The organism is Type-A symbiont of Plautia stali, from assembly GCF_059731155.1.
In genome coordinates, this window is the sequence record NZ_AP035891.1 from 1,179,931 (window position 1) to 1,203,124 (window position 23,194).

The 23,194-nt window shown below is 58.2% G+C and carries 18 protein-coding genes and 7 pseudogenes; 15 read left to right on the forward strand and 10 right to left on the reverse strand.

All coding sequences use genetic code 11. The features are described from left to right. The first annotated feature begins 1 nt into the window (after position 1). Positions 2-1,390: a Re/Si-specific NAD(P)(+) transhydrogenase subunit beta gene (gene pntB, locus AC6I8M_RS06360; protein ID WP_010618442.1), complete on the forward strand. Its 1,389-nt coding sequence runs from the start codon at positions 2-4 to the stop codon at positions 1,388-1,390. An 84-nt stretch (positions 1,391-1,474) separates the two neighbouring features. Here the strand turns inward: pntB and uspE are convergent, their stop codons facing one another. Together uspE and fnr are read right to left on the reverse strand one after the other, a co-directional pair. Next, positions 1,475-2,422: a universal stress protein UspE gene (uspE, locus tag AC6I8M_RS06365; protein ID WP_010618443.1), complete on the reverse strand. Its 948-nt coding sequence runs from the start codon at positions 2,420-2,422 to the stop codon at positions 1,475-1,477. Between the two features lie 119 nt (positions 2,423-2,541). Then, a pseudogene (fnr, locus tag AC6I8M_RS06370) lies at positions 2,542-3,232 on the reverse strand (fumarate/nitrate reduction transcriptional regulator Fnr). A gap of 298 nt (positions 3,233-3,530) precedes the next feature. Here fnr and smrA point away from each other — a divergent pair. After that, on the forward strand, positions 3,531-4,097 hold the full coding sequence (gene smrA, locus AC6I8M_RS06375; protein WP_010618444.1) for a DNA endonuclease SmrA: 567 nt from the start codon (positions 3,531-3,533) through the stop codon (positions 4,095-4,097). Here smrA and AC6I8M_RS06380 read toward each other — a convergent pair. Beyond that, positions 4,094-5,014: a LysR substrate-binding domain-containing protein gene (locus tag AC6I8M_RS06380; RefSeq protein WP_010618445.1), complete on the reverse strand. Its 921-nt coding sequence runs from the start codon at positions 5,012-5,014 to the stop codon at positions 4,094-4,096. The two genes, smrA and AC6I8M_RS06380, sit on opposite strands and share 4 nt — an antisense overlap. Positions 5,015-5,337: 323 nt before the next feature. Between AC6I8M_RS06380 and AC6I8M_RS06385 the strand changes: the two genes are divergently transcribed. Both AC6I8M_RS06385 and hglS read left to right on the forward strand, forming a co-directional pair. Next, positions 5,338-6,672: an MFS transporter gene (locus AC6I8M_RS06385; protein WP_010618446.1), complete on the forward strand. Its 1,335-nt coding sequence runs from the start codon at positions 5,338-5,340 to the stop codon at positions 6,670-6,672. 88 nt (positions 6,673-6,760) lie between these two features. After that, positions 6,761-7,828, forward strand: a pseudogene (gene hglS / locus AC6I8M_RS06390) (2-oxoadipate dioxygenase/decarboxylase HglS); the annotation flags it as partial. Between the two features lie 157 nt (positions 7,829-7,985). Here the strand turns inward: hglS and AC6I8M_RS06395 are convergent. Further along, on the reverse strand, positions 7,986-8,420 hold the full coding sequence (locus tag AC6I8M_RS06395) for a DoxX family protein (protein WP_010618447.1): 435 nt from the start codon (positions 8,418-8,420) through the stop codon (positions 7,986-7,988). A gap of 191 nt (positions 8,421-8,611) precedes the next feature. Here AC6I8M_RS06395 and AC6I8M_RS06400 point away from each other — a divergent pair. Beyond that, positions 8,612-10,118, forward strand: a pseudogene (locus AC6I8M_RS06400) (carboxylesterase/lipase family protein). A gap of 210 nt (positions 10,119-10,328) precedes the next feature. Next, positions 10,329-11,942 (forward strand): methyl-accepting chemotaxis protein, encoded by a 1,614-nt coding sequence (locus AC6I8M_RS06405; protein ID WP_010618449.1) that lies wholly within the window; start codon positions 10,329-10,331, stop codon positions 11,940-11,942. On the opposite strand, the gene AC6I8M_RS06410 is transcribed toward AC6I8M_RS06405, so the two are convergent. Next, positions 11,900-12,658, reverse strand: a complete 759-nt coding sequence (locus AC6I8M_RS06410; protein ID WP_010618450.1) for a LysR family transcriptional regulator — start codon at positions 12,656-12,658, stop codon at positions 11,900-11,902. The two genes, AC6I8M_RS06405 and AC6I8M_RS06410, sit on opposite strands and share 43 nt — an antisense overlap. 125 nt (positions 12,659-12,783) lie before the next feature. On the opposite strand from AC6I8M_RS06410, the gene AC6I8M_RS06415 reads away from it, so the two are divergent. From AC6I8M_RS06415 to AC6I8M_RS06440, 6 genes and pseudogenes are all read left to right on the forward strand, one after another. After that, on the forward strand, positions 12,784-13,950 hold the full coding sequence (locus AC6I8M_RS06415; protein ID WP_498013797.1) for a methionine aminotransferase: 1,167 nt from the start codon (positions 12,784-12,786) through the stop codon (positions 13,948-13,950). A 13-nt stretch (positions 13,951-13,963) separates the two neighbouring features. After that, positions 13,964-14,125 (forward strand): annotated as a pseudogene (locus AC6I8M_RS06420) (ABC transporter substrate-binding protein); the annotation flags it as partial. 131 nt (positions 14,126-14,256) lie between these two features. Further along, a pseudogene (locus AC6I8M_RS06425) lies at positions 14,257-14,712 on the forward strand (LysR family substrate-binding domain-containing protein); the annotation flags it as partial. Between the two features lie 135 nt (positions 14,713-14,847). Further along, entirely contained in the window at positions 14,848-16,065 is a 1,218-nt protein-coding gene (gene mlc, locus AC6I8M_RS06430; protein WP_010618454.1) for a sugar metabolism global transcriptional regulator Mlc, read from the forward strand. A gap of 105 nt (positions 16,066-16,170) precedes the next feature. Beyond that, complete coding sequence (gene bioD / locus AC6I8M_RS06435) at positions 16,171-16,935, forward strand: dethiobiotin synthase (protein ID WP_010618455.1); 765 nt, start codon at positions 16,171-16,173, stop codon at positions 16,933-16,935. After that, a pseudogene (locus AC6I8M_RS06440) lies at positions 16,841-17,520 on the forward strand (solute carrier family 23 protein); the annotation flags it as partial. The gene bioD and the pseudogene AC6I8M_RS06440, both read left to right, overlap by 95 nt. Before the next feature lie 51 nt (positions 17,521-17,571). On the opposite strand, the pseudogene osmV reads toward AC6I8M_RS06440, so the two are convergent. Both osmV and AC6I8M_RS06450 read right to left on the reverse strand, forming a co-directional pair. After that, a pseudogene (osmV, locus tag AC6I8M_RS06445) lies at positions 17,572-18,708 on the reverse strand (osmoprotectant ABC transporter ATP-binding protein OsmV). Continuing rightward, positions 18,708-19,217: an ABC transporter permease gene (locus tag AC6I8M_RS06450; protein ID WP_010618457.1), complete on the reverse strand. Its 510-nt coding sequence runs from the start codon at positions 19,215-19,217 to the stop codon at positions 18,708-18,710. The pseudogene osmV and the gene AC6I8M_RS06450 overlap by 1 nt, the downstream one beginning before the upstream one ends. Positions 19,218-19,288: 71 nt before the next feature. Here AC6I8M_RS06450 and AC6I8M_RS06455 point away from each other — a divergent pair, with 71 nt between their 5' ends. Continuing rightward, positions 19,289-19,480, forward strand: a complete 192-nt coding sequence (locus AC6I8M_RS06455) for a hypothetical protein (protein WP_195910872.1) — start codon at positions 19,289-19,291, stop codon at positions 19,478-19,480. Between the two features lie 120 nt (positions 19,481-19,600). Continuing rightward, positions 19,601-21,049, forward strand: a complete 1,449-nt coding sequence (locus AC6I8M_RS06460; protein WP_010618458.1) for an MDR family MFS transporter — start codon at positions 19,601-19,603, stop codon at positions 21,047-21,049. Positions 21,050-21,080: 31 nt separating this feature from the next. Here AC6I8M_RS06460 and AC6I8M_RS06465 read toward each other — a convergent pair whose 3' ends face one another. Together AC6I8M_RS06465 and AC6I8M_RS06470 are read right to left on the reverse strand one after the other, a co-directional pair. Next, positions 21,081-21,377, reverse strand: coding sequence for a DUF1161 domain-containing protein (locus AC6I8M_RS06465; RefSeq protein WP_010618459.1), 297 nt, complete (start codon positions 21,375-21,377; stop codon positions 21,081-21,083). Between the two features lie 52 nt (positions 21,378-21,429). After that, positions 21,430-21,765 carry a DUF1283 family protein gene (locus tag AC6I8M_RS06470; RefSeq protein WP_010618460.1) on the reverse strand — a complete coding sequence of 112 codons (336 nt, stop codon included), beginning with the start codon at positions 21,763-21,765 and terminating at the stop codon, positions 21,430-21,432. A gap of 133 nt (positions 21,766-21,898) precedes the next feature. Here AC6I8M_RS06470 and AC6I8M_RS06475 point away from each other — a divergent pair, with 133 nt between their 5' ends. Continuing rightward, positions 21,899-22,225 carry a YnfA family protein gene (locus AC6I8M_RS06475; protein WP_041387521.1) on the forward strand — a complete coding sequence of 109 codons (327 nt, stop codon included), beginning with the start codon at positions 21,899-21,901 and terminating at the stop codon, positions 22,223-22,225. A gap of 45 nt (positions 22,226-22,270) precedes the next feature. Here the strand turns inward: AC6I8M_RS06475 and ydfG are convergent, their stop codons facing one another. Further along, entirely contained in the window at positions 22,271-23,017 is a 747-nt protein-coding gene (ydfG, locus tag AC6I8M_RS06480) for a bifunctional NADP-dependent 3-hydroxy acid dehydrogenase/3-hydroxypropionate dehydrogenase YdfG (RefSeq protein WP_010618462.1), read from the reverse strand. Positions 23,018-23,194 lie beyond the last annotated feature (177 nt).

A 23,194-nucleotide genomic window follows, 5' to 3' on the forward strand; every position in this document is an offset into this window, starting at 1 on the left:
CATGTCTGGCGGATTAGTTACTGCAGCATACATTGTTGCCGCAATTCTGTTTATTTTCAGCCTGGCCGGGCTCTCGAAGCATGAGACCTCAAAGCAGGGAAATATTTTTGGTATTAGCGGCATGGCGCTGGCGCTGCTCGCCACCATTTTTGGTCCGCACAGCGGCCACGTGGCGTGGATTCTGCTGGCGATGGTGATCGGCGGTGCGATTGGCGTGCGTCTGGCGAAGAAAGTCGAAATGACCGAAATGCCGGAGCTGGTGGCGATTTTGCACAGCTTTGTCGGTCTGGCGGCGGTGCTGGTCGGGTTTAACAGCTACCTTGACCACGCGCCAGCACTGTCGGCGGTGATGGAAAATATCCATCTGACCGAAGTGTTCCTCGGCATCTTTATCGGTGCGGTGACCTTCACCGGTTCGGTGGTGGCATTTGGCAAACTGCGCGGCAAGATCTCCTCAAAAGCGCTGATGCTGCCGCATCGCCATAAAATGAATCTGGCGGCGCTGGTGGTCTCATTCCTGCTGATGCTGTGGTTTGTGCGTACCGACAGCACCGCTGCGCAGGGTGTTGCGCTGCTGCTGATGACGTTGATTGCGCTGGTGTTCGGCTGGCATCTGGTGGCGTCGATTGGCGGTGCAGATATGCCGGTGGTGGTTTCCATGCTCAACTCCTATTCGGGCTGGGCGGCGGCGGCGGCCGGCTTTATGCTGAGCAACGACCTGCTGATCGTCACCGGTGCGCTGGTGGGCTCTTCCGGTGCCATCCTGTCGTACATTATGTGTAAAGCGATGAACCGTTCCTTTATCAGCGTGATTGCCGGTGGGTTCGGCACTGACGTGAGCGGTGCGGACGCGGGCGAAGAAGCGGGTGAACACCGTGAAATCAGCGCGGAAGAGACGGCAGAACTGCTGAAAAACTCGACTTCAGTGATCATCACGCCGGGCTACGGTATGGCGGTCGCCCAGGCGCAGTATCCGGTGGCAGAGATCACCGAGAAGCTGCGCGCGCGCGGTATTAAGGTGCGTTTCGGTATCCACCCGGTCGCCGGTCGTTTGCCGGGGCACATGAACGTGCTGCTGGCGGAAGCCAAAGTGCCGTACGATGTGGTGCTGGAGATGGATGAGATCAACGATGATTTCAGCGATACCGACACCGTGCTGGTTATCGGTGCGAATGACACCGTCAACCCGGCGGCCCAGGACGATCCGCGCAGCCCGATTGCCGGTATGCCGGTGCTGGAAGTGTGGAAAGCGCAAAACGTCATCGTGTTCAAACGCTCAATGAACACTGGCTATGCCGGGGTGCAGAACCCGCTGTTCTTTAAAGAGAACACTCAGATGCTGTTTGGCGATGCCAAAGCCAGCGTCGAAGGCATTCTGCGCGCGCTGTAGAAAAGAAAAGGGCGGTGATGTCACCGCCCTGATAAGCTCAAACCAAGGCGGCGCAGGATGGCCGCCCTGCGTTATTTAATCCTCTTAATCTTCCTCATCGTCGAGGTCAATCGGCGATTTGAAATCATCCGGCTTAATCGCCAGCAAATCACAGCGCAGGTGATCGATCACCTGTTCAGCGGTATTGCCGAGAAACGCGGCTGACAGACCGGTACGACCAATGGTGCCCAGCACCACAATCCCGGCGTCGAGATGCGAAGCGATATCCGGGATGACTTCTTCCGGCAGGCCCTTCGCCACGTGGGTAAACTCCTCGCCGATGGAGAATTTCTGGCGCAGCGCTTTCATCGCCACCAGATGCTGGCCGCGAATGGCATCGTTATAGACGCTGGGATCAAAATCCGGCAGTTCGATGGCAATGTTAATCGGCGTGACAGGATAGGCGCCCACCAGATGCACCTCGGTGTGATTCACCATTTCGGCCAGCCGCGTGGTCTCGCGGATCAGTTTTTGATTAAGCTCATCATGATGCGGTTCCTCGCTGGCGAGGTTTACCGCCACGACCGCTTTGCCGCCTTCCGGCCACGGCTGGTCTTTTACCATCCATACCGGGCACGGGCACTTACGCAGCAGGTGCCAGTCGGTGGGGGTGAAAATCACCGCTTCCAGACGATCATGCTGGTGCGCCATCTTCAGGACCAAATCATGCTGATGCGCCAGCACTTCCTGAATGATGGCTTCGTACGGCCGGTTATGCCATACCACTTTGATCTCGATACCCACGCTGGCTTCCAGATAGGCCTGCGCCTGTTCGCGGATCCATTCGGTACGCTGGCTGATCACCCCTTTGCGCATGTTGACACGCTCGTCGGGCGACAGCAGGGTGGTCATTTCATAGGAGAAGTCGTAGATAGGCAGGAAGGCTTTGATTTTTCCGCCGATACGTTGATTGAGATACACCGCACGCCGCAGCGCCGGCTGGTCGTCCTGCTGAGCATCAATCGCCACCAGAATATGCTGATACTGGGACATAAGGCACTATCCTCAAACCAAAGCGAAGTTGGATTAAAGATAGCCTAAGATGGCGCAGGGCAGAAGCGGAAAAGTTGTTGCCGGATCAATAAAATAACATTTATCGACCCGGCAGGCGGTTACGCTGCCTGATCGGTCTGGCCGGCCAGTTCAGCCAGCAGCGCATGGTTTTCGATGGTGATATATTTGCCTTTCACCGCCAGCATGCCGCTTTTCTGGAAACGTCCCAGCAGACGGCTGATGGTTTCGACGGTGAGTCCCAGATAGTTACCGATGTCGCCGCGCGTCATGGTCAGGCGGAATTCACGCTGTGAGAAACCGCGCTGGCCGAAGCGACGCGACAGGTTCCAGATAAACGCCGCCAGACGCTCTTCCACGTTCTTCTTCGACAACAGCAGGATCATATCCTGATCGCCTTTGATCTCGCCGCTCATCAGACGCATCATCTGCTGACGCAGCGCCGGCATTTTACCGGACAGATCGTCGAGGGTTTCAAACGGGATTTCACACACCATGGCCGTTTCCAGTGCCTAAGCGAAGCTCGGATGATGTGCGCTGACGATGGCGTCAAAGCCCACCAGATCGCCCGCCAGATGGAAACCGGTGATCTGTTCATCACCCTGTTCGGTAATGGTGTAACTTTTGGCCTTTCTGAATCGGCTTTTTGCGTTCAATAATATTGTCCAGCTGATCCAGTTCATGTTCGTTCAGCGTGAAGGGAATACACAACTGGCTGATACTGCAATCCTGATAGTGGATGGCACAACCGCCAGACTGAATACGTCGAATGCTGCGTTTTTCCGTGATCATTATAGGTACGCTCGATGATTATTGACTGTCGTCAATTTTAACATTTTTCTCTGTCATGTGAACTCATCCGAGCAGTAATAATGATCAAAACCGCACAAATGCTGGGTATTCGCGGCTTTGATGTCTGCAGATCACCAGCCGGTTTTTGATCTGGAACGTTTTCTTTCCATATTTACATCAGGACACAACCTGATCCCGCGCAGAAAGTGACGGATGTGATACCCGATAACCTTTGCTACTATTTTGCTTTCGGGTGGCGTGTTGCGCCCGATTTACCACCATGCGTGAGGAAAACACCATGAACCTTGATGATGAAGACCTTTTCCGCGATGCCATGGGTGATGTAACCCCGTTAAAAGATTGCGCCAACACCCAGTGGCTGCGCGCGCCGTCTACCAAAGCGTCGCGCCAGCAGGCGCGTGACGACGCACCGGAAAACTTCCTGACGCGCGGCTTCCTTGAGATTATCCCGCGCGACACGCCGCTGGAATATAAAGCCGATGGCATTCAGCAGGGCGTGCTCGATAAGCTGCGGCTGGGCAAATATACGCTGGACGCCAGTCTTAATCTGTTACGCCAGCCGGTGGAGACCTGCCGGCAATCGCTGTTCAGCTTTATGCTGGAAGCGCGTAAACAGGGCCTGCGCAATCTGCTGATTATTCATGGCAAAGGGCGGGATGATGAAGCACATGCCAATATTGTCCGCAGCTACGTAGCGCGCTGGCTGCGGCAATTTGACGACGTTCAGACCTTCTGCAGTGCGCAACCGCAACACGGTGGCAGCGGCGCAGTTTATGTCGGGCTGCGTAAAACCGATCGCGCGCGCCTCGACAATCGCGAACGCCACGCCAAACGTAGCCGTTAACTGTGAAATTTGCGGATGGTGGCCATCAACACTTCTGCGCTTAGTGAGAGAGAATGGCCGCTGCGGGTAATAATGCCCACCGGTTCGCCGGGGCCGGGCGATGCGATTGGCAGCGCGCTCAGCGCATTGTGACTTAAATCTTCCTTCACCGCGCCGGATGGCACAAACCACACGTAGTCATAACGTAGCGCCAGCTGGCGGGCCAGCGAGGTGGAAGAGGTTTCGACACAGTTGCCCGGCAGCGAGCACCATTGTTCATCCAGCATGTGCTGGGCAATGCGCCGCGGCGCGGTGCCTTCAGGCGAAATCACCACCGGCCACTGCATAGCGCGGGAGAGTGTGACGTTGTCACTTAAGAGCGGGTGCTCCGGTCGCACCACCAGCTTGAGCGATTCGAGAAACAGCAATTCGTAAGTCAGGCCGGTCATCATTTCGCTGTCCGCCATACGGCCAATACCAATATCAAACTCCCCGGCGCGCAGGCCAGCCAGCAGCACATTATTGTGCAGTGTGGCCACCTGTACCGTGGTGTTCGGCTGCTGTTCATGGAAGCGATCCAGAATCTGCGGCAGCATCCCCATGGCGGCGGTGGTGAGGGCGCCAAGGCGGATCACGATCGGGCGTCCGGAAACCGGCGAGTTGAAACTTTGTCCGGCGTGGTTAAGCGCATCCAGTACTTTCACCGCGTGGGTCAGGAACTGTTCACCCAGCGTCGTCAGCTGGGCACCGAGGCGACCGCGCTCAAACAGGCGGGCGCCCGCCAGTTCCTCCAGCTCATTCAGCGTTTTAGACAGCGCCGGCTGACTGAGATTCAGGGTTTCCGCCGCGCGGCCCAGCGTGCCCTGTTGCGCGACTGCAACAAAGGTGTGTAAATGGCGCAGACGAATGCGCTGATTAAAGAGATGATTTTTGTCCATAAACGCCAGCGTAATGAGTCAGACCGGTCAGCGGCAAGTGGCTGACAGAGATTCTGTTAACTTACCTGCAGAATTATATTAACAAAAACGGTCAGCGTGAGAAGATTTGGTAAGTTGCTGTATTGGTTATTATTTATAAATAACCGGACGTCCGGGCGCGTTTCTGCACTCAGCGTTATCAATGGTTTAGTGGGGAAAATGTTGAATAATTCTCAATTTCACTTAAAAATCCTGCCCGTTATTGTTAACGATGCGCTATCATAAGCGCCGTTTTTTTACCAAAACAGATGACCTATTCGTGATAATTCTGCAGGAGTGGTACCGTGACCAGCGCTGAAGCCATTGACGTCCACCAGCTCATCAACCAGAGCGCGTTAAGCAGCAGGCAGAAGCGTTTAATTGCGCTGTGCTTTGTCTTGGTGGCGCTGGATGGCATGGATATCGCGCTAATGGGCTTTATCGCGCCGATGCTGAAAGCCAGCTGGGGCGTTACCAATCACCAGTTGGGAATGGTGATCAGCGCGGCGCTGATTGGGCTGGCGCTGGGTGCCATGGTGGCTGGACCGCTGGCCGATCGCTACGGCCGGCGCGTGATGATCCTGCTCAGCGTGCTGTTTTTTGGCCTCTGGACGCTGGCGACCGCCATGGCGCAAAACATCGAACAGATGATGCTGTTCCGCTTCCTTACCGGTCTGGGGCTGGGAGCGGCGATGCCCAACGTCGGCACGCTGGTGGCCGAATACGCGCCCGAGCGGCGCCGCTCGTTTATTATCACCGTGGTGTTCTGCGGCTTTACCTTTGGCGCGGCCTCCGGCGGTTTTGCCGCCTCGTGGCTGCTGCCGCGCTATGACTGGCATTCCGTGATGCTGATGTGCGGCGTACTGCCGCTGCTGGTGCTGCCGTTTCTGCTGCGCGGCCTGCCAGAGTCGGTGCGCTTCCTCATCAGCCAGCGCGCGCCCGCAGCGCGCATTCACGCTATTCTGGCGCGCATGCTGCCGGGTAGCGTCCGGCCTGACAGCCATTTTCAAAGCAGTGAACCGCTGGCCGCGCGTCACGGTGCAGTGGCAACCGTCGTCTCACCTCGCTACCTGTTTGGCAGCCTGATGCTGTGGGGCGGCTACTTTATGGGGCTGTTTCTGGTCTATCTGATTGGCAGCTGGCTGCCATCGCTGATCAACACGCTGGGCATGTCAGTCACGGAAACGGCCATCGTCACCGCCATGTATCAGGCGGGTGGCACCGTCGGCTCACTGTTTGCCGGCTGGCTGATGAACCGTATCAACGCCAATCTGGCGCTGGCCATCATTTACTTTTGCGGCGGCATCGCCATCGTGGCGCTCGGGTTTTCCCCGGCGCAGGTCGGATTGATGAGCGCCATCGCTTTCTGCAGCGGCTTCTGTTTTAACGGCGCTAACACCGGCATGAATGCACTCTCGGCCAGTTACTATCCCACCCATGCCCGCGCTACCGGCTCCAGCTGGATGCACGGCGTCGGCCGCATCGGGGCGATCATCAGTGCCTTCGTCGGCGCTGAGCTGCTGTCCCTCGGCTGGTCGTTTAGCCAGATCTTTCTGCTACTGGCGTTGCCGGCGGCGCTGACCACGCTGATGCTGGTACTGAAATGCCGCTTTGGTGACCAGCCGCGCGCCACCGAGTGACAAGGCGATCACAGTTCCGCGAAAATGTTACCCGCCGCTAAAGGGTTGATCTACAGTAGCAGCAACCCTTTAGCCCAAGGTGATGACCATGGATAACTTTCTCACCCGCGATGCCATCCGCACGCTATTCTCTCAGGCCATGTCGGCCATGTACCAGCAGGAGGTGCCGCAGTATGGCACCCTGACGCAGAGCTGGTTACCGCCGTTAACGAACGCACCTTAGAAGCGCAGCCGGCGCTGAAAAACCGTCTTGCTGCCGCCGATGAGCTGAGCCGGCTCGGCGTGGAGCGTCACGGTGCCATTCGCGTCGGCACTGCCGCAGAGCTCAACACGCTGCGGCAGATGTTTGCCGTGATGGGGATCGAGCCGGTGGGCTATTACGATCTGTCACAGGCGGGCGTGCCGGTGCACTCCACCGCCTTTCGCCCGGTCAGCGACAGCGCGCTGCGGCGCAATCCCTTCCGCGTTTTCACCTCGCTGCTGCGGCTGGATCTGATCGACGATGCCGCACTGCGCGACAAAGCCGCGGCTATCCTGGCGGCGCGCGACATCTTCACGCCTGGCTGCCGGGCACTGATCGCACAACATCAGCAGCAGGGTGGACTTAATGCCGCCGATGCCGCCCGCTTTGTTCAGGAGGCGCTGGAAACCTTTCGCTGGCATGCGTACACCACGGTGAACAGCGCCACCTACCGCGCGCTGAGCCAGCAGCATCGCCTGATTGCCGACGTAGTGTGCTTCCGCGGTTGCCACATCAATCACCTGACGCCACGCACGCTGGACATCGAGCGCGTGCAGGCGCTAATGCCTTCGCGCGGCATCGAACCGAAAACGCTGATTGAGGGGCCGCCGCCGCGCGCGGTGCCGATTCTGCTGCGCCAGACCAGCTTCAAAGCGCTGGAAGAAGCGGTGCATTTTAATGATGGTACGCCTGGCACCCATACCGCGCGCTTCGGTGAAATCGAGCAGCGCGGCGCTCACGCCTAAAGGCCGCGCGCTGTACGACCGGCTGCTGGCGCAGGCCGGTACCGGCAGCGACAACCAGCAGCATCAGCAGCACCTCAGCGCGGTGTTTCGTGATTTTCCCGATGATGAACAGACGCTGCGCGAGCAGGAGCTGGCGTGGTTCCGCTACCGTCTGACGCCGCAGGGCGAGCATCAGCCGCCGCGCGCCGGGGAAATGAGATGGCGCTGTATCAGCAGACGCAACAGCGCAGTCTGGCGCGCTGCGGCGTGCAGGAATAGGGCGTAAAAAAGCGGCCTGAAAAGTGACAGGATCACTTTTACAGGCCGGCTGTTTTTCTTTCTAATGATTATTGCAGGCGTGCGTCGCGCACCAGCGTATATTTTCCGGCACCCAGAAACAGGGTGGCCAGCGCGCTCAGCAGGTAAAGCGCTTCCGTTTCCAGCGACCAGGCGCCGACATCGGTGCGATGCCAGAGTGCGCCCATTTTCACCAGCAGCGTTGCGACTACCATGTTAACGGCAATGATAAAGGCCGCCGGGCGCGTCAGCAGGCCAACGATGACCATAATGGGTGCCACAATTTCCCCGATGTAAGCACCGTAAGCGATGAAACCTGGCATGCCTTTGACGCTGAGCAGATGGGCGATCCAGCCGACGCCATGAATCGCCTTAAACTCGCCATGAAACAGCAACAGCCCGCCGAAGGTTAAGCGTAACAGCAATTTACCGAAATCCGGGTGATCGCTCATCCGGGTGAACAGCTGATTAATGCCAGCAAACATCGCGTCTCTCCGTCACGCCAGGTTAACTTGCAACCATAAAACAGAATGCGCCGCTGCAGTTAACCAAAAAATTTGATGAAGTTGTTCAATGAATCGGTCGCTTATTCGGCTTAATCTTCAAATGCTTGCAGAACATAGATATTCCACTGAGGCCTGCAAATAATGGAATCAGGCTTTACTAGGAACCCGCAATGAAAAATGAACGACGTCTGAGGCTCATGACGGCAGAAGGTGAACTCAGAGGCCTGATGGATGATGAACTGTTTACCTTTAAAGGAATACCTTATGCAGCGCCGCCGGTTGGCGCACTGCGCTGGCGTCCGCCGCAGCCGGTGGTACCGTGGCAAACGCTGCGCGATGCCAGCTGGCAAAATCGTGACTACTGCGTGGCGGCTGGCTGCGGCGATCCGGGCCGCTTCAGCGAAGATTGTCTCTATCTGAATGTCTGGACGCCTAATGTCGAACCCGGTACACCGTTACCGGTGATGGTATGGCTGCACGGAGGCGGCTTCAGCATTGGCGCCGGCAGCCTTGATCCCTATCGCGGCAAAGCGCTGGCGGCGCAGGGCGTGGTAGTGGTGACACTCAATTACCGCCTTGGCCATTTCGGCTTTTTCGCGCATCCGGCGCTCGACGCTCAGTATCCGCCAGGTAAGGTGGTCAATAATTTTGCGCTGCTCGATCAGATTGCCGCGCTGCAGTGGATTCAGCGCAACATCCCGGCGTTTGGCGGCGATCGCCATAACGTTACGCTATTTGGCGAATCGTCCGGCGCGTGCAGCGTATTGTCGCTGTGCTGCTCGCCGCTAGCCGAAGGGCTGTTTCAATAAGGGCATCGTGCAAAGTGCCTACAGCCTGCCGGACGTGCCGCACAAGCAGGCACAGCAAACAGGCCTGCAGGTGGCAGCGCATTTTAATCTGGCAGCGGATGCCAGTGCGGAGCAGCTGCGCGCACTGCCGGCCGACGGTTTCTGGCCACTGGATCGACCGCTGGCGCTGGGGCCGGTGGCCATCAGCGGCGATGCGGTGCTACCCAGACCCATGCTCGACACCTTTATGGCGGGTAAACAGCATCGCGTGCCGTTGATGATTGGCAGCAACATCGACGAAGCCAGCGTGCTGGACTACTTTGGCGTGGATGCCCGTAGCGTGTTGCAACAGCTGCGCAGCAAAAGTCGCCTGAGTTATCGCCTGCTGAAGTGGCTGTACGATATCCATGATGACAGCCTGCTGGGACGCGCGGTGGCGCGCGACATGGCGTTTACCGTGATGCCGCTGCTGGTGGCAAAGTCGCAGCACAGCATCGGCATGCCTGCGTGGCGTTACTGGTTTGATTATGTGTCAGGAAACGCACGTCATCTCTACCAGCACGGCACCTGGCACTGACGCGACCGGCAAAGGCGATATCGCTGGCGCTGTAATGCCAGTCACCCGGCGGCGGCAGCGTCGCGACGGTATTGAAGACATAAGGAATTTCGTTGCCATGCCAGGTGGGTGGCCTTTGCGCGTGATGCCAGTGAGTTCAGCCATCGGCTGCGGCTCGACGGGGAACCTGACTGGCCGGTGTGGCGGTCGGGTGAAGATTTGACTCTCGCTTTTGGTCACGACGGTAAAGCGGAATCGGTGCTGAAGGCGCGATTTATGCGCGGCCGTCTGCGTCTGTTTCGCCTGATGATGCGCAGCCACGTTAAACTTTAATAAGCCTGCTAATCATGTAAAAATCAATGTTTTTTTAAGACAAATTGGCCGCTATCTGCCTGATTTTACGACCGCTCAGCCGCTCCGCGCGGCACCCCATCCTGCAATTAATTAGCTTACAAAACATTTATCTTTTCCCGGTTCGCTGCCGATAAATACCCTAAGCCCTGTTTTATCCGGGCTGCCAGCGTTCACACCAAGGGATTATGTATGGGTATGTTAAAAAACTTCACGATTCGCGCCGTTATGCTGACCATTCTCGGGCTTTTCTGCCTGTTATGGTGTGGCGTAGCGCTGTTCAGCGTCCACTCGCTGAATGCGCTCGGCGAGGGTAACGAGATTGATCGTCAGCTGGTAAACCAGATGACGGCGCTCAGCAAAGGCAACGATCAATATTTCCGCGTGGTTACGCGTCTGTCGCGGGTAATGGAAGGCCGCACCGCCGGTAACGCGCCGACCGCGGAAGCGTTCGCGCCGGTGCAGCAGGCACTGGATAACATGAAACAACAGTTAACCCAGTTCAAAGCCATGGCGCCGGGTCCGATGGACAGCGAGACGGTGAACAATGTGATCAGCAGCTGGCAGAAACTGCTGGATGAGGGTATCGCGCCACAGGTGGCGCTGGCGCAGCAGGCTTCACTGGATGCATGGCGCGCGCAGGCCAACAATGTCACGCCGCCGCTGAGCCGGGCGTTTGGTGCCAGCGCAGAAGCGTTTAATCAGGCCGCCAGCAGCAAGCTGGATGAGACCCGCGTGACCGTGGACACGCTTACCAGCATGACCAAAGTGATTATTGTGTCGGCGGTGGTATTCGGCTTATTGATTCTGCTGTTCACTGACCGTTACCTGGTGACGATGCTGGTGAAACCGCTGGATCGCATCCGTAACCATTTTACGGTGATTGCGCAGGGCGATCTCAGCCAACCGGTGGAAGAATTTGGTCGTAACTGCGTTGGCAAACTGGTGCCACTGCTGCGGGCGATGCAGGACAGCCTGCGTGAAGCGGTCAGCGCCATCCGCAGCGGCACGGAGAACATCTACCGCGGCGCGGCAGAAATTTCAGCCGGCAATAACGATCTTTCATCGCGCACCGAAGAGCAGGCGGCCGCGCTGGAACAGACCGCGGCCAGCATGGAACAACTGACCGCCACGGTGAAATTTAACGCCGACAACGCACGTCAGGCCAGCGCGCTGGCGGAGACCGCCACCGGCACCGCGCAACAGGGCGGCCGTCTGGTTGGCGAAGTGGTGACCACCATGCAGGGCATTTCCGGCAGTTCGAAAAAGATTGCCGAAATCACCAGCGTGATCAACGGCATCGCCTTCCAGACCAACATCCTGGTGCTCAACGCGGCAGTCGAAGCGGCGTGTGCCGGTGAGCAGGGGCGCGGCTTTGCCGTGGTGGCCAGCGAAGTGCGCAACCTAGCGCAACGCAGCGCCGGCGCCGCAAAAGAGATCGCCACGCTGATTGAAGATTCAGTGTCACGCGTAGAAAAGGGCTCGGAGTTGGTCAGCAGCGCCGGCAGCACCATGCATGACATTCTGAAGTCGGTGCAGGATGTGAATGAGATCATGAAGCACATCGCTGCCGCGTCGGAAGAGCAAAGCAAAGGGATTTCGCAGGTCGGCACCGCCGTCACCGAAATGGACAGCGTTACCCAGCAGAACGCGTCGCTGGTGGAGCAGGTGTCGGCTTCGGCCAGCGCGCCGCGCGCGCAGGCCGTGGCATTCGCTGCCGCGCCTGCGCTGCGTCGGCCGGTGTTATCTGCCGCCGCAGGCGCTCAGGGTAAACCTGCCAGCAGTGAAGAGTGGGTTTCATTCTGAGGCTGACACAACCACGCCACCAGCGTAATATCCGCCACCGTCACGCCAAATCTCTGAATCGCCGCGCTGATCGCCAAATCCATGGTGGCGAAGTGCTGATTGCGCGCCATGGGCAGCTGCTCCGCTTGGGCGGACAGCCACAGCTGCCAGTCGCGCGTATCGCCGGTCGGATGCAGGAAGGTAAATTTTGCCAGTTCGCTGACATGGCGCGGAGCCGGTACGCTGCTGGCCAGCACCGGAGTAAGGCGCTCGGCAAACAGCGGAATGGCACCGGCAGGCGGCGTGCCGAACACAATCGCCGCATCGAAGTTTTCCAGCTGCGACGCGTGATCGAGCGTGGTGGTTAGCGCCACATGAATGTCTGGCCGCTGCTGCTCCAGCGCCACCAGACGCGGCACCAGCCAGCGCATGGCGCAGGTCGGGTCTTTCAGCCGAATCGAGGCGTTGCTGCGGCTGGCTTTCTCAGTGGCATTTACCAGCAGATTGAACCCCTGCTGCAGCTCCGGCAGCAGCGCCGCGCCCTGATCGGTGAGATGCAGACCGCGCGCGTGGCGTTCAAACAGGGCAAACCCCAGCCAGCTCTCCAGCGCCGCAATTTTGCGGCTCACCGCGCCCTGAGTGATGCACAGTTCGCTGGCGGCGCGCGTCAGGTTGAGATGACGGGCGGTGACCAGAAAGGCATGAATGGCGTTGAGTGGCAGAGCAGAGCGGGACATAACGGCCTCAAGCTATGATTTTTTATCATGGCTATTATGACAACAATTCGCTTGTCGACTCAAGCATCGCGCCGTTGAATAGAAATCTACTTCCGATACGTGGTTATGCAACCTGTGGAGCAATGATGGCCCTGAACAGCAGCGTGAAGCTCTCTTCCAAACAGCCGGACGTCGGCACCACCATTTTTAGCGTTATCGGCCAGCTGTCCGCGCAGCACCAGGCCGTCAATCTCTCCCAGGGCGCGCCCAATTTCCCGTGTGACCCGCAGCTGGTGGCGCTGGTCAGCCAGGCGATGCGCGACGGCCATAATCAGTACGCCGCGATGACCGGTTTACCAGCGCTGCGTGAAGCGCTGGCGGAGAAAGTGCACCGCCTGTATGGCCAGCAGTACGATGCCGCTAGCGAAGTATTGATTACCGGCAGTGCCAGTCAGGGCATCTACATGGCGATTTCGGCGCTGGTGCATCCGGGTGATGAAGTGATCTTCTTTGAGCCGGCCTTTGACAGCTACGCGCCGGTGGTGCGGTTACAGGGCGCGACACCGATCGGCCTCAAGCTGCAGGTGCCGGATTTTGCGATTAACTGGAACGAACTGCGTGCCGCGATCACGCCGCGTACGCGCATGATTATCATCAATACGCCACATAACCCGAGCGGACAGGTGCTGAATGCCGCCGATCTCGACCAGCTGGCGGCCCTGACGCGTAATACCGACATCGTGGTGTTGTCTGATGAAGTCTACGAACACATCGTGTTTGACGGGCAGACGCACTGCGGCATGGCCACGCACGCGGAACTGGCACAGCGTAGCGTGGTGGTGTCCTCCTTCGGCAAAACCTTCCACGTCACCGGCTGGCGCGTCGGCTATGCGCTGGCGCCTGCTGCGCTGATGGCGGAGATCGTCAAGGTGCATCAGTTCATGATGTACGCCGCCGATACGCCGATGCAGGTTGGCTTCGCGCAGTATCTGCAGAACCCGCAAAATTATCTGCAGCTGTCGTCATTTTATCAGGCGAAGCGCGACCAGCTGCAGACGCTGCTGCAGGATTCACCGTTCAGGCTGCTACCGAGCGCCGGTTCGTTCTTTATGTTGGCCAGCTACGGACATTTCAGTGACGAAAGCGACAGTGAAATGGTAAAACGTCTCATCGTCGATCACGGTGTGGCCACCATTCCGCTGTCGGCGTTTTATATGGATGGCACTGACAATAAATTAATCCGCCTTTCTTTTGCTAAAGACGATGCAACGCTCGAAGCCGGCGTGCAGGCGCTGTGCCGGGTTAAAGGGTAATTAGGGGAAAATAATGAAAAAACTGAACGTACTGTTTATCGCACTGGGCATGATCACCTCCGTGCAGGCGCTGGCGCAGGAGAGCCTGCGCTACGGCCTAGAGTCGCAATATCCGCCGTTTGAAAGCCGCAACGCGCAGGGCGAGCTGGAGGGTTTTGACATCGAACTCGCCTCGATTCACTCGGCGGAATATGCCGACCACATGCTCAAAGCCGGTACGCCAGAAAAAGTGGACATGCAGCCGATTGGCACCGGGCCGTTTGAGCTGGTGCAGTATTAAAAAGATTCCCGCATTCTCTACAAAGCCTTATGCGCAATACGCCGCTGCCGGAAGATCTTCAGCACCGCCTGTTGCTGCGTGAACCGCTGTGCGCGGTGGTGCACCACGCGCATCCGCTGGCACAGACGACGTCGATTAGCATCCAAGCGTTAGCCAGCGAACCGTTTGTTTTCTTTGATGCGCAGGGCGGCACGGCCCTGTACGGTGAAATTCTGGCGCTGCTGCATCGCTACCAAATCAAACCTTACATTACCCAAGAGGTGAGTGAAGCCATGACGATTCTCGGCCTAGTGGCAACCGGCCTTGGCGTGTCGATTCTACCCGCCTCGTTTGCCCGCGCGCGACTGGCGGAAGTTGCCTGGATTCCGCTACAGGAAAGTGATGCCATTTCTGAGGTGTGGCTGGTGTGGTCAGCGTTGCGCCAGCCGAGTGCGCAGATGAGCAATATGATGGCGCTGCTGCTGCACAATGCCGAGGAGTGACCCCACGGGCACAGAAAACTGAGTCCTTTGTGTGCGATAAATCACATTTCTAATCAAATGTTTGACGCTGCGCGCCAATCTGCATCACCATCGCTGCTGTTTATTTAGAAGCGCGAAAATATCCGGGAGCAGGGCGTGAATCTGGACAGTCAGCCTGGCCATATTGACCAAATAAAACAGACCAATGCCGGTGCAGTGTATCGTCTGATTGACCATTACGGTCCGATTTCGCGGATTGAGCTGTCGAAACGTGCCCAGCTGGCTCCGGCCAGCATCACCAAAATTGTGCGCGAAATGCTGGATGCGCATCTGGTGCAGGAGACCGAGTTTCAGGAGTCGGGCAGTCGCGGACGGCCGGCAATAGGGCTGATCCTCGATACCCTGGCCTGGCACTATCTGGCCGTTCGCCTTCAGCCGGGTTTCATCACCCTGACGCTGCGCGATCTCAGCAGCCGCGCGCTACAAGAAGATCGCCTGCCGCTGCCCGCCAGCGCCGACACGCAGCTACTGCAGACGCTGCAGGAGCTGATCAACGCCTTTTTTATTCGCCATCAGCAAAAACTTGAGCGTCTCACCGCTATCGCCATTACCCTGCCGGGACTGATCAACGCCGCCTCCGGCGTGGTGCACCGTATGCCGGGCTATGACGTACAGGATATGCCGCTGGGCGAAACCCTGGCGCAGCGCACCGGGCTGCCGGTATTCGTCCAGCACGATATCTCAGCATGGACGCTGGCTGAGGCGCTGTTTGGTGCCTCACGGGGTGCGCAGGACGTGATTCAGATTGTCATTGACGAAACGGTGGGCGCCAGGGTGATCAGCGGTGGCCAGCTGCTGCACAAAAGCGGACGCGCGCTGGTGGAGATCGGTCATACGCAGATCGATCCTTACGGCCAGCAGTGTTACTGCGGCAACCATGGCTGTCTGGAAACGGTGGCCAGCACGGGCAGCCTGCTGCAGCTGGCGGCACAGCGTTTGTCGTCGCAGCCGGACAGCCAGCTGCACCAGCAGCCGCTGACGCTGGCCTCCCTGTGTGCAGCTGCGCAGCAGGGCGACCGGCTGGCGCGTGACGTCATTGCCGGCGTCGGTCATCATATCGGGCGCATGCTGGCGATGATGGTCAACATCTTTAATCCTCAACAAATTCTTATCGGTTCACCGCTTAACCAAGCGGCGGACGTGCTGTTCCCGGCGGTCAGCCGCACCATTCGCCAGCAGGCCCTGCCGGCGTACAGTCAGGCTATCCAGCTGACGCCCGCTGCCTTCAACGATCCCGGCACGCTGGGCGGCGCGGCGCTGATCAAAGACGCGCTCTATAGCGGCCATTTACTGATAAAACTGTTGCAGGACTAACGCCAGCCCGCCTTAAGTTTGCGCTAACGCAAGCTCTCGCCTAGGACAAATCCTTAAACTGCCTCCTTTGCAGGTTACACATCGCTTTAATGAAGGAGGAGAAAGGTGAAAACGATTTTTGTCACCGGTACCGACACCGCGATGGGTAAGACCATGGTTTCCCGCGCACTGTTACAGTGCTTTGCCAAAGTGAATCTGTGTGCGGCTGGCTACAAGCCGGTTGCCAAAAGCGCGCAACACACGCCGGAAGGGCTCCGTAATAAAGATGCCGTACTGCTGCAGCAGGCATCCGGCCTGACGCTGAGCTACAGCGACGTTAATCCCGTGACGCTGGATGAGGATGAAATCAGCACCAGCCCGGCGCAGCGCATTGATTATCCGTTACTCAGTCGCGGGCTGGCTGGCTTACAGGATCGCGCCGCACGCGTGGTGGTGGAAGGCACTGGCGGCTGGCGTAACCTGATGAACGACTTACGTCCGCTGTCGCAGTGGGTGCAGCAGGCGCAACTGCCGGTCGTGCTGGTGGTGGGCATTAAAGAGGGTTGCATTAGCCACGCTTTACTGACCGCTGAAGCGATAGCCGCCGATGGCCTGACGCTGGCGGGCTGGGTCGCCAATCGCATTAATCCCGGTCTGGCGCACTATGCTGAAATCATTGATGTTCTGCGCGATAAACTGAACGCGCCGTTGTTGGGTGAACTGCCTTATCTGCCGCGCGCTGAACAGCGTGATTTGAGCGGTTATCTGGATATTACGCTACTCGGGGGTGACGCGCTGCACAGTGAGAGTGCAAAGCCCGCTTCTGCCGCTGAAGCCGATGGCGGAGACGCACTGGCTGGTGCTGCCTTCGCTGCTGCATTTTGGCTTTGATTTTAGCTGGACACTGTTTGTGCCGATCGCGCTGGTCTCGGTGATTTACGTGATTGAGGCGGTGGGCGACCTGACCGCCAACTGTCTGATTTCACGCCAGCCGCTGGAAGGCGACGGGTTTCAGCGCAGGCTGCAGGGCGAGATTCTGGCCGATGGCCTCAGCTGCCTGCTGGCGGCGCTGTTCTCGGCGTTTCCCAATACTACATTTGCGCAGAACAACGGGGTGATTCAGATGACCGGCGTCGCCAGTCGCTACGTAGGAATGGTGATTGGACTGATGCTAGTGCTGCTGGGCGTCTTCCCGCTGGTCGGCAACCTGCTACAGCAGATTCCGCCGCCGGTATTCGCGTCATGACGCAGGCACCGCTGGGGCGGCGTGAGATGCTGATTGTGGCGGTGTCGTTTGGCATCGGCCTCGGGGTGGAGGCTGTTCCGGACGTGCTGAAACAGTTCCCGCCGCTGGTCAGCAATCTGTTTGGTCATGCGGTCACCACCGGGGGGATTCTCGCCATGCTGCTAAACGTGGTGCTGCCGAATGAAGCTAAAACGGTTGCGGCGGTCGGCGCGGTCGAAGAGAGCAACTGACGCACAATTTACCTTCAGAATCGCGCCTTCCGTGGCGCGGTTCGGTCGAAGTTACGGGTTGAGACGACGGCGCGTGCGGCCGGAGCTGAGGTAATCCGCGATGTAATCCTGCGAAATTTCGCCGCTGTAGCGACCTTCCTCATCGACAATCGGCATCCATACCGTGTTGTGTTCATACAGCTTCGACAGCACCACGCGCAGGTTCTCCTCCGCTTTGCCGGTGACCTTAAAGGTGTGCAGCATCTCCTCGCAGCGGCCGGTGGCGCCGCGCGCTTCACGACGTTTGACAAAGCCCAGCGGTTTGCCATCTTCGTCTACCACCGTGACCGAACGCATGTCGTTGTCGTCCATGGTCGCGAACGCCTCCTGCAGCGGGGTACTGCGCTGCACGGTGATGGTCGGCTGCTGATCGGTGACGTCGCCAGCCTGCACCAGCAGCAGACGTTTCAGCGTGCGGTCCTGACCGACGAACGAGCCGACAAATTCGTTGGCCGGCTGCGCCAGCAGTTCGTCCGGGCTGGCGCACTGAACTATTTTGCCCTAGCCAAACACCGCGATGCAGTCACCGAGCTTCAGCGCCTCATCAATATTGTGGCTCACCAGCATCACCGTTTTCTTCAGCTGGCGCTGCATATCAAGGAATTCGTTTTGAATTACCTCGCGGTTGATCGGGTCGACGGCACCGAACGGTTCATCCATCAACAGTACCGGTGGATCCGCCGCCAGCGCGCGGATCACGCCGATGCGCTGCTGCTGGCCGCCCGACATCTCACGCGGATAGCGATGCAGAAACTTCGTCGGGTCAAGCGCCACCATGCTCATCAGCTCCGTCGCCCGTTCCCGACAGCGCTTTTTGTCCCAGCCCAGCATGCGCGGCACCACGGTGATGTTCTCTTCAATGGTCATGTTCGGGAACAGACCAATCTGTTGAATCACATAGCCGATGTTACGGCGCAGCGTGACGGTATCCTGGCCGCTGGTGTCTTCGCCATTAATTAAAATCCGCCCGCTGCTGGCGGGGATCAGACGGTTAATCATCTTCAGCGTGGTGGTTTTGCCGCAGCCGGACGGGCGCAGCAGCACACACATCTCCCCGGCAGGCACTTCCAGGCTGACGTTATCGACGGCATTGAACGTGGTGCCGTTTTTTTGCGTAAAGGTTTTCGTCAGGTTTTCCAGTTTTATCATTATCGAATCCCCTTAGGAGTCAGCGCCGACTGCAGACGGTGCAGTAGCCAGTCAAGAATAATCGCCAGTAAACAGATCATCAGTGCGCCGGCTATCAGCATACGCACATCGCTGCCGCTGATGCCGTCCAGCAGTTGCAGGCCCAGGCCGCCGGCACCGATCACCGCCGCAATTGCCATCACGCCGACGTTCATGACCACGGCGGTGCGGATGCCGCCAAAAATCACCGGCAGCGCCATCAGAATTTCCACCCAGCGCAGGCGCTGCCAGAAGGTCATGCCGATACCGCGACCGGCTTCGCGCAGCCCGGGCGGCAGGTTTTCCAGCGCGGTATGGGTATTACGCACAATCGGCAGCAGTGAGTACAGGTGTTGCTGCACAAGATAAAGTAAATCCACCTTGCGGTCGCGCAGCGTATCCAGCCCTAATCCCCACACCAGCAGGGCTATCACCACCACGATGGCGAGCAGTGCCAGCCCGGCACGACGGGCGAGCGATGCATTGTGCATAGCGTGCGTCTCCCTGATTGAAAAAATCGATTGATTTTATGACGTTATTTTCAGCGTGCCGGCGTTATGCGGTGCAAAACACAGACGAAAATCCAGCACGCTGTCAAATTGCAGTTAAAATGACTGTTTCCCGGCTTTTTCACAGTGAAAAACCAGAAACCGCCTTTAGAGCTATAGCAACGCTTGATGATCATTGCCAGTTTTCACGGCAAAATCAGGCAGATAAAAAAGTGGTAAAACTAAGCGAAACCCCCATGAAATAAGGTGTCGCTCGACAATAAAAAATTTTCATCAAGATAGGTGACGTTGTCACAAAGCGGCACACGCAGGAGGAAACTGAGTCGGCGAAATTTCGACTAGCCTTGTAAGAAAAAGGGAGACGTATGACTGAAAGCGCACAATTACAAACGGAACATCGCCACTGGATACTGATTGCCTGCATGCTGGCGATGTTTATGGCTGCCATTGAGGTCACTATTGTGGCCACGGCAATGCCAACCATCATTGCCGATCTTGGCGGTTTCGCGCAGTTTGGCTGGGTGTTTTCCATTTATCTGCTGACGCAGGCGGTAAGCGTCCCGTTGTATGGCAGACTGGCTGACATCTGGGGCCGCAAACGATTATTTTTCATCGGCGTAACACTGTTTTTGCTGGGCTCGGTGCTGTGCGGTTTTGCCCATAGCATGACGTGGCTGATTGTGTTTCGTGCCTTTCAGGGACTGGGTGCCGGCGCGATCATGCCGCTGACCACCACCATCGTGGCAGACATTTATTCGCCGCGCGAGCGCGCCAGCGTGCAGGGCTGGCTCTCCAGCGTATGGGGCGTCGCGGCCGTCATTGGTCCGCTGAGCGGCGCCTGGCTGGTACAGCACTTTAACTGGTCGGTAATTTTCTGGGTTAACGTGCCGATTGGCCTGCTCTCAATGCTGCTGCTGGCGCGTTTTCTGCCGGCGCGCGAACAGCATCAGGGCGCAACGCTGAATCTGACCGGCAGTTGCTGGTTGATGATCAGCGTCACCGCACTGCTGGTGGCGCTGTTACAGGCGGAAGCGCTGGGTTTCTGGCTGGTGCCGTTCCTGGCGCTGGCGCTGCTGGCCGGCTGGCGCCTGAAACACCACGAGCAGCGCGCCGATGCGCCGCTGTTTCCGCTGGCGCTGTGGCGCAGCCGCCTGATTATTGCCGGTAATGCCGGGAACCTGATTATCGGGGCCACCATGATGGGCATCAGCGCGTTTCTGCCAACGTGGATTCAGGGCATTACTGGCGGCACGCCGCTGCAGGCGGGCAGCGCGCTGGCGATGATGTCGATTGGCTGGCCGCTGGCCAGTACGCTCAGCGGGCGCCTGATGCTGATTACCTCGTATCGCTTTACCGCGCAGCTCGGCGCGTTTTTACTGATTGCCGGCAGCGCACTGTTACTGCTGCTGCGCGCCGACAGCAGCATCATGCAGGCCGGGCTGACGGCGTTTGTCATTGGCACCGGTATGGGCATGACCAGCACCACCTTTCTGGTGTCGGTACAAAATCATGCGCACTATGAAATTCGCGGCATCTGCACCGCCTCGATCATGTTCAGCCGCATGCTGGAATCGGCCATCGGCACGGCGATAATGGGCGCGATGCTCAATCTCAATCTGTCCCTGCGGCTGCCGCAGGCCAGCGATCCGATGCAGAAAATTATGGCACCAGAGAGCCGTCAGGCGCAGTTACACTTCTGCACTGGGCAAATTGCCAGTTCACTGCACTGGGTTTTTGTGGTGGCATTGCTGATTGCGTTGCTGACGTTGTGGATTGCGTGGCTGATGCCGCGTCAGCGGCCGGAGGCGGAATAAAGCAGGGCGGCCGACGAGCCGCCCGAAGGGATTACTGTGCGGGAGCATCCTGCGAGCTGCCCGCGCTGTCCGGCACGCTGCTGTCCGTATCGCGACCGTTCTTCTTGTAAACGATTTTCTGCGTGTCGTTTTCACAGTGGCCAACGAGCTGACCGCCTGCCTGATCAACCTGATCGTTCGGCACGATATCCAGCGTAAAATCAGATTCCGCCACGCCATTGTTGATGATCTTTTTGCTGATGTCGGCGCGCACGCTTTCGCAGGACGCCTGCACCGCCAGCGGTAACGCCAGCGCCATTAGCAACACAACTGCATTACGTTTTTTCATCACTCACTCCTTGTTGCGTCATTCCCGTGAAAACTATAGCAGCTGGCGCGCGTTACGGCGCCAGCGGACGGCCGGTGCGGCGATCGAGGCAGCGCAGGGTGTTCGGTTCCCAGTACGCATTAACGTTGTAGCTTTTTTCGCAGGCGTCGCGGGTATCAAAGGCCCGGTCTGCCTTATCGAACTCTTTCTCCACGCGGGTATTCACCTTGTTACGCAGGTTGCGCGTATCGTTCCACTGCTCTTTGCTCTGACGCGCCGCCTCGTTGCTGGCCGCGTTGTTGCCATCTTCAATAATCAGGCGATCCGTCTTAGCGACAGCCAGCGGCGCAGTCAGCAATACGCTGGCGGTCAGCGTGGTAGCCAGCAGGGCGGAAAACAGTTTTTTCATCGTCATTTCCTTTCGTTAACTCCAGCACAGCGCGCAGGGCGGCTGTCACAACACTGTTTGTCAGTATATCATCGCTGCTTCTTTGCTCACCAGCGGTGAGCGGTTTGTTTAACGATCAGAGAGACTTTGTATGCTGGTGAAAACCGCGCTGCTGTTTTTTATCACTGCGATTGCCGAGATCACCGGCTGTTTTCTGCCGTGGCTGTGGCTGAAGCGTGGTTTGAGCGCCTGGCTATTGTTACCGGCCGCAGCCAGCCTGGCGCTGTTTGTCTGGCTACTGACCCTGCATCCGGCAGCCAGCGGCCGAGTGTATGCGGCTTATGGTGGCGTCTATGTGTTAACGGCGCTGATCAGGCTGCGGCTGGTCGATGGGGTCAGGCTGAGTGCTTGGGATTGGGTCGGTGCGCTGGTGGCGTTCAGCGGCATGCTGATTATCGTTATCGGCTGGGGCAAGGCTTGAACCGGCCGCGCAGGGCGACCCGACGGGCCGCCACGCGAAGCTTGCTTATCCTTTAAACACTTTCAGTCCGGCGGTGGTTTGCGTCACCGGCATGATTTCCAGCGTGTTGATGTTGACGTGCTTTGGCAGCGTGGTCACCCAATAGACCGCTTCCGTCACGTCTTCCGCCGTCAGCGCGGTGGTGCCTTCATACACCGCATCCGCGCGGCCATCGTCACCTTTGAAGCGCACGTTCGAAAACTCGGTGCCGCCCACCAGGCCAGGCTCGATATCGGTGACGCGCAGCGCGGTGCCGTGCAGGTCGGTGCGCAGGTTGAGGCTGAACTGGCGCACAAACGCCTTGGTCGCACCGTACACGTTGCCGCCAGCATACGGCCAGCTGCCGGCAATCGAGCCAATGTTGACGATGTGACCGACGTTGCGTTCCACCATGGCAGGCAGCACGGCGCGCGTCATATACACCAGCCCTTTGTTGTTGGTGTCGATCATATTTTCCCAGTCTTCAACACTGGCTTTATGCGCCGGTTCGACGCCCAGCGCCAGCCCGGCATTGTTAACCAGCACATCGATATCACGCCATTCGGCGGGCAGGGCGGCGATGGCTTCTTCGATAGCCGCGCGATTACGCACATCCAGCTGCACGGTGTACAGGTTGTCGCCCAGTTCCTGTTTTAATTCCTGCAAACGCTCAGCACGGCGTCCGCTGGCGATCACTTTGTGACCTGTAGCAATGAAGCGGCGGGTGATACTTTGACCAAAACCGGCGGTAGCACCGGTAACAAAAATAATCATCTCACTGTTCCTTATACGATTTCAGGTTCTCTGCCACACCTTAGCATTAACCCCGCAGCGGCGCTCATGAAAAGCGTGAGCGGCGTGTTGCAGGATCTTTCCTGCACGTTTACAGTGCAGCCCTGCACCATAAGCGTGCCCGATAATTAACCCGGCGCTGTTTGCGCGGCTCGACAG

Coding starts and splice junctions, on each gene's coding strand:
- pntB (WP_010618442.1), top strand. CDS start 2: ATGTCTGGCGGATTAGTTACTGCAGCATACATTGTTGCCGCAATTCTG.
- uspE (WP_010618443.1), bottom strand. CDS start 2,422: ATGTCCCAGTATCAGCATATTCTGGTGGCGATTGATGCTCAGCAGGAC.
- smrA (WP_010618444.1), top strand. CDS start 3,531: ATGAACCTTGATGATGAAGACCTTTTCCGCGATGCCATGGGTGATGTA.
- AC6I8M_RS06380 (WP_010618445.1), bottom strand. CDS start 5,014: ATGGACAAAAATCATCTCTTTAATCAGCGCATTCGTCTGCGCCATTTA.
- AC6I8M_RS06395 (WP_010618447.1), bottom strand. CDS start 8,420: ATGTTTGCTGGCATTAATCAGCTGTTCACCCGGATGAGCGATCACCCG.
- AC6I8M_RS06405 (WP_010618449.1), top strand. CDS start 10,329: ATGGGTATGTTAAAAAACTTCACGATTCGCGCCGTTATGCTGACCATT.
- AC6I8M_RS06410 (WP_010618450.1), bottom strand. CDS start 12,658: ATGTCCCGCTCTGCTCTGCCACTCAACGCCATTCATGCCTTTCTGGTC.
- AC6I8M_RS06415 (WP_498013797.1), top strand. CDS start 12,784: ATGGCCCTGAACAGCAGCGTGAAGCTCTCTTCCAAACAGCCGGACGTC.
- AC6I8M_RS06450 (WP_010618457.1), bottom strand. CDS start 19,217: ATGCACAATGCATCGCTCGCCCGTCGTGCCGGGCTGGCACTGCTCGCC.
- AC6I8M_RS06460 (WP_010618458.1), top strand. CDS start 19,601: ATGACTGAAAGCGCACAATTACAAACGGAACATCGCCACTGGATACTG.
- AC6I8M_RS06465 (WP_010618459.1), bottom strand. CDS start 21,377: ATGAAAAAACGTAATGCAGTTGTGTTGCTAATGGCGCTGGCGTTACCG.
- AC6I8M_RS06470 (WP_010618460.1), bottom strand. CDS start 21,765: ATGAAAAAACTGTTTTCCGCCCTGCTGGCTACCACGCTGACCGCCAGC.
- ydfG (WP_010618462.1), bottom strand. CDS start 23,017: ATGATTATTTTTGTTACCGGTGCTACCGCCGGTTTTGGTCAAAGTATC.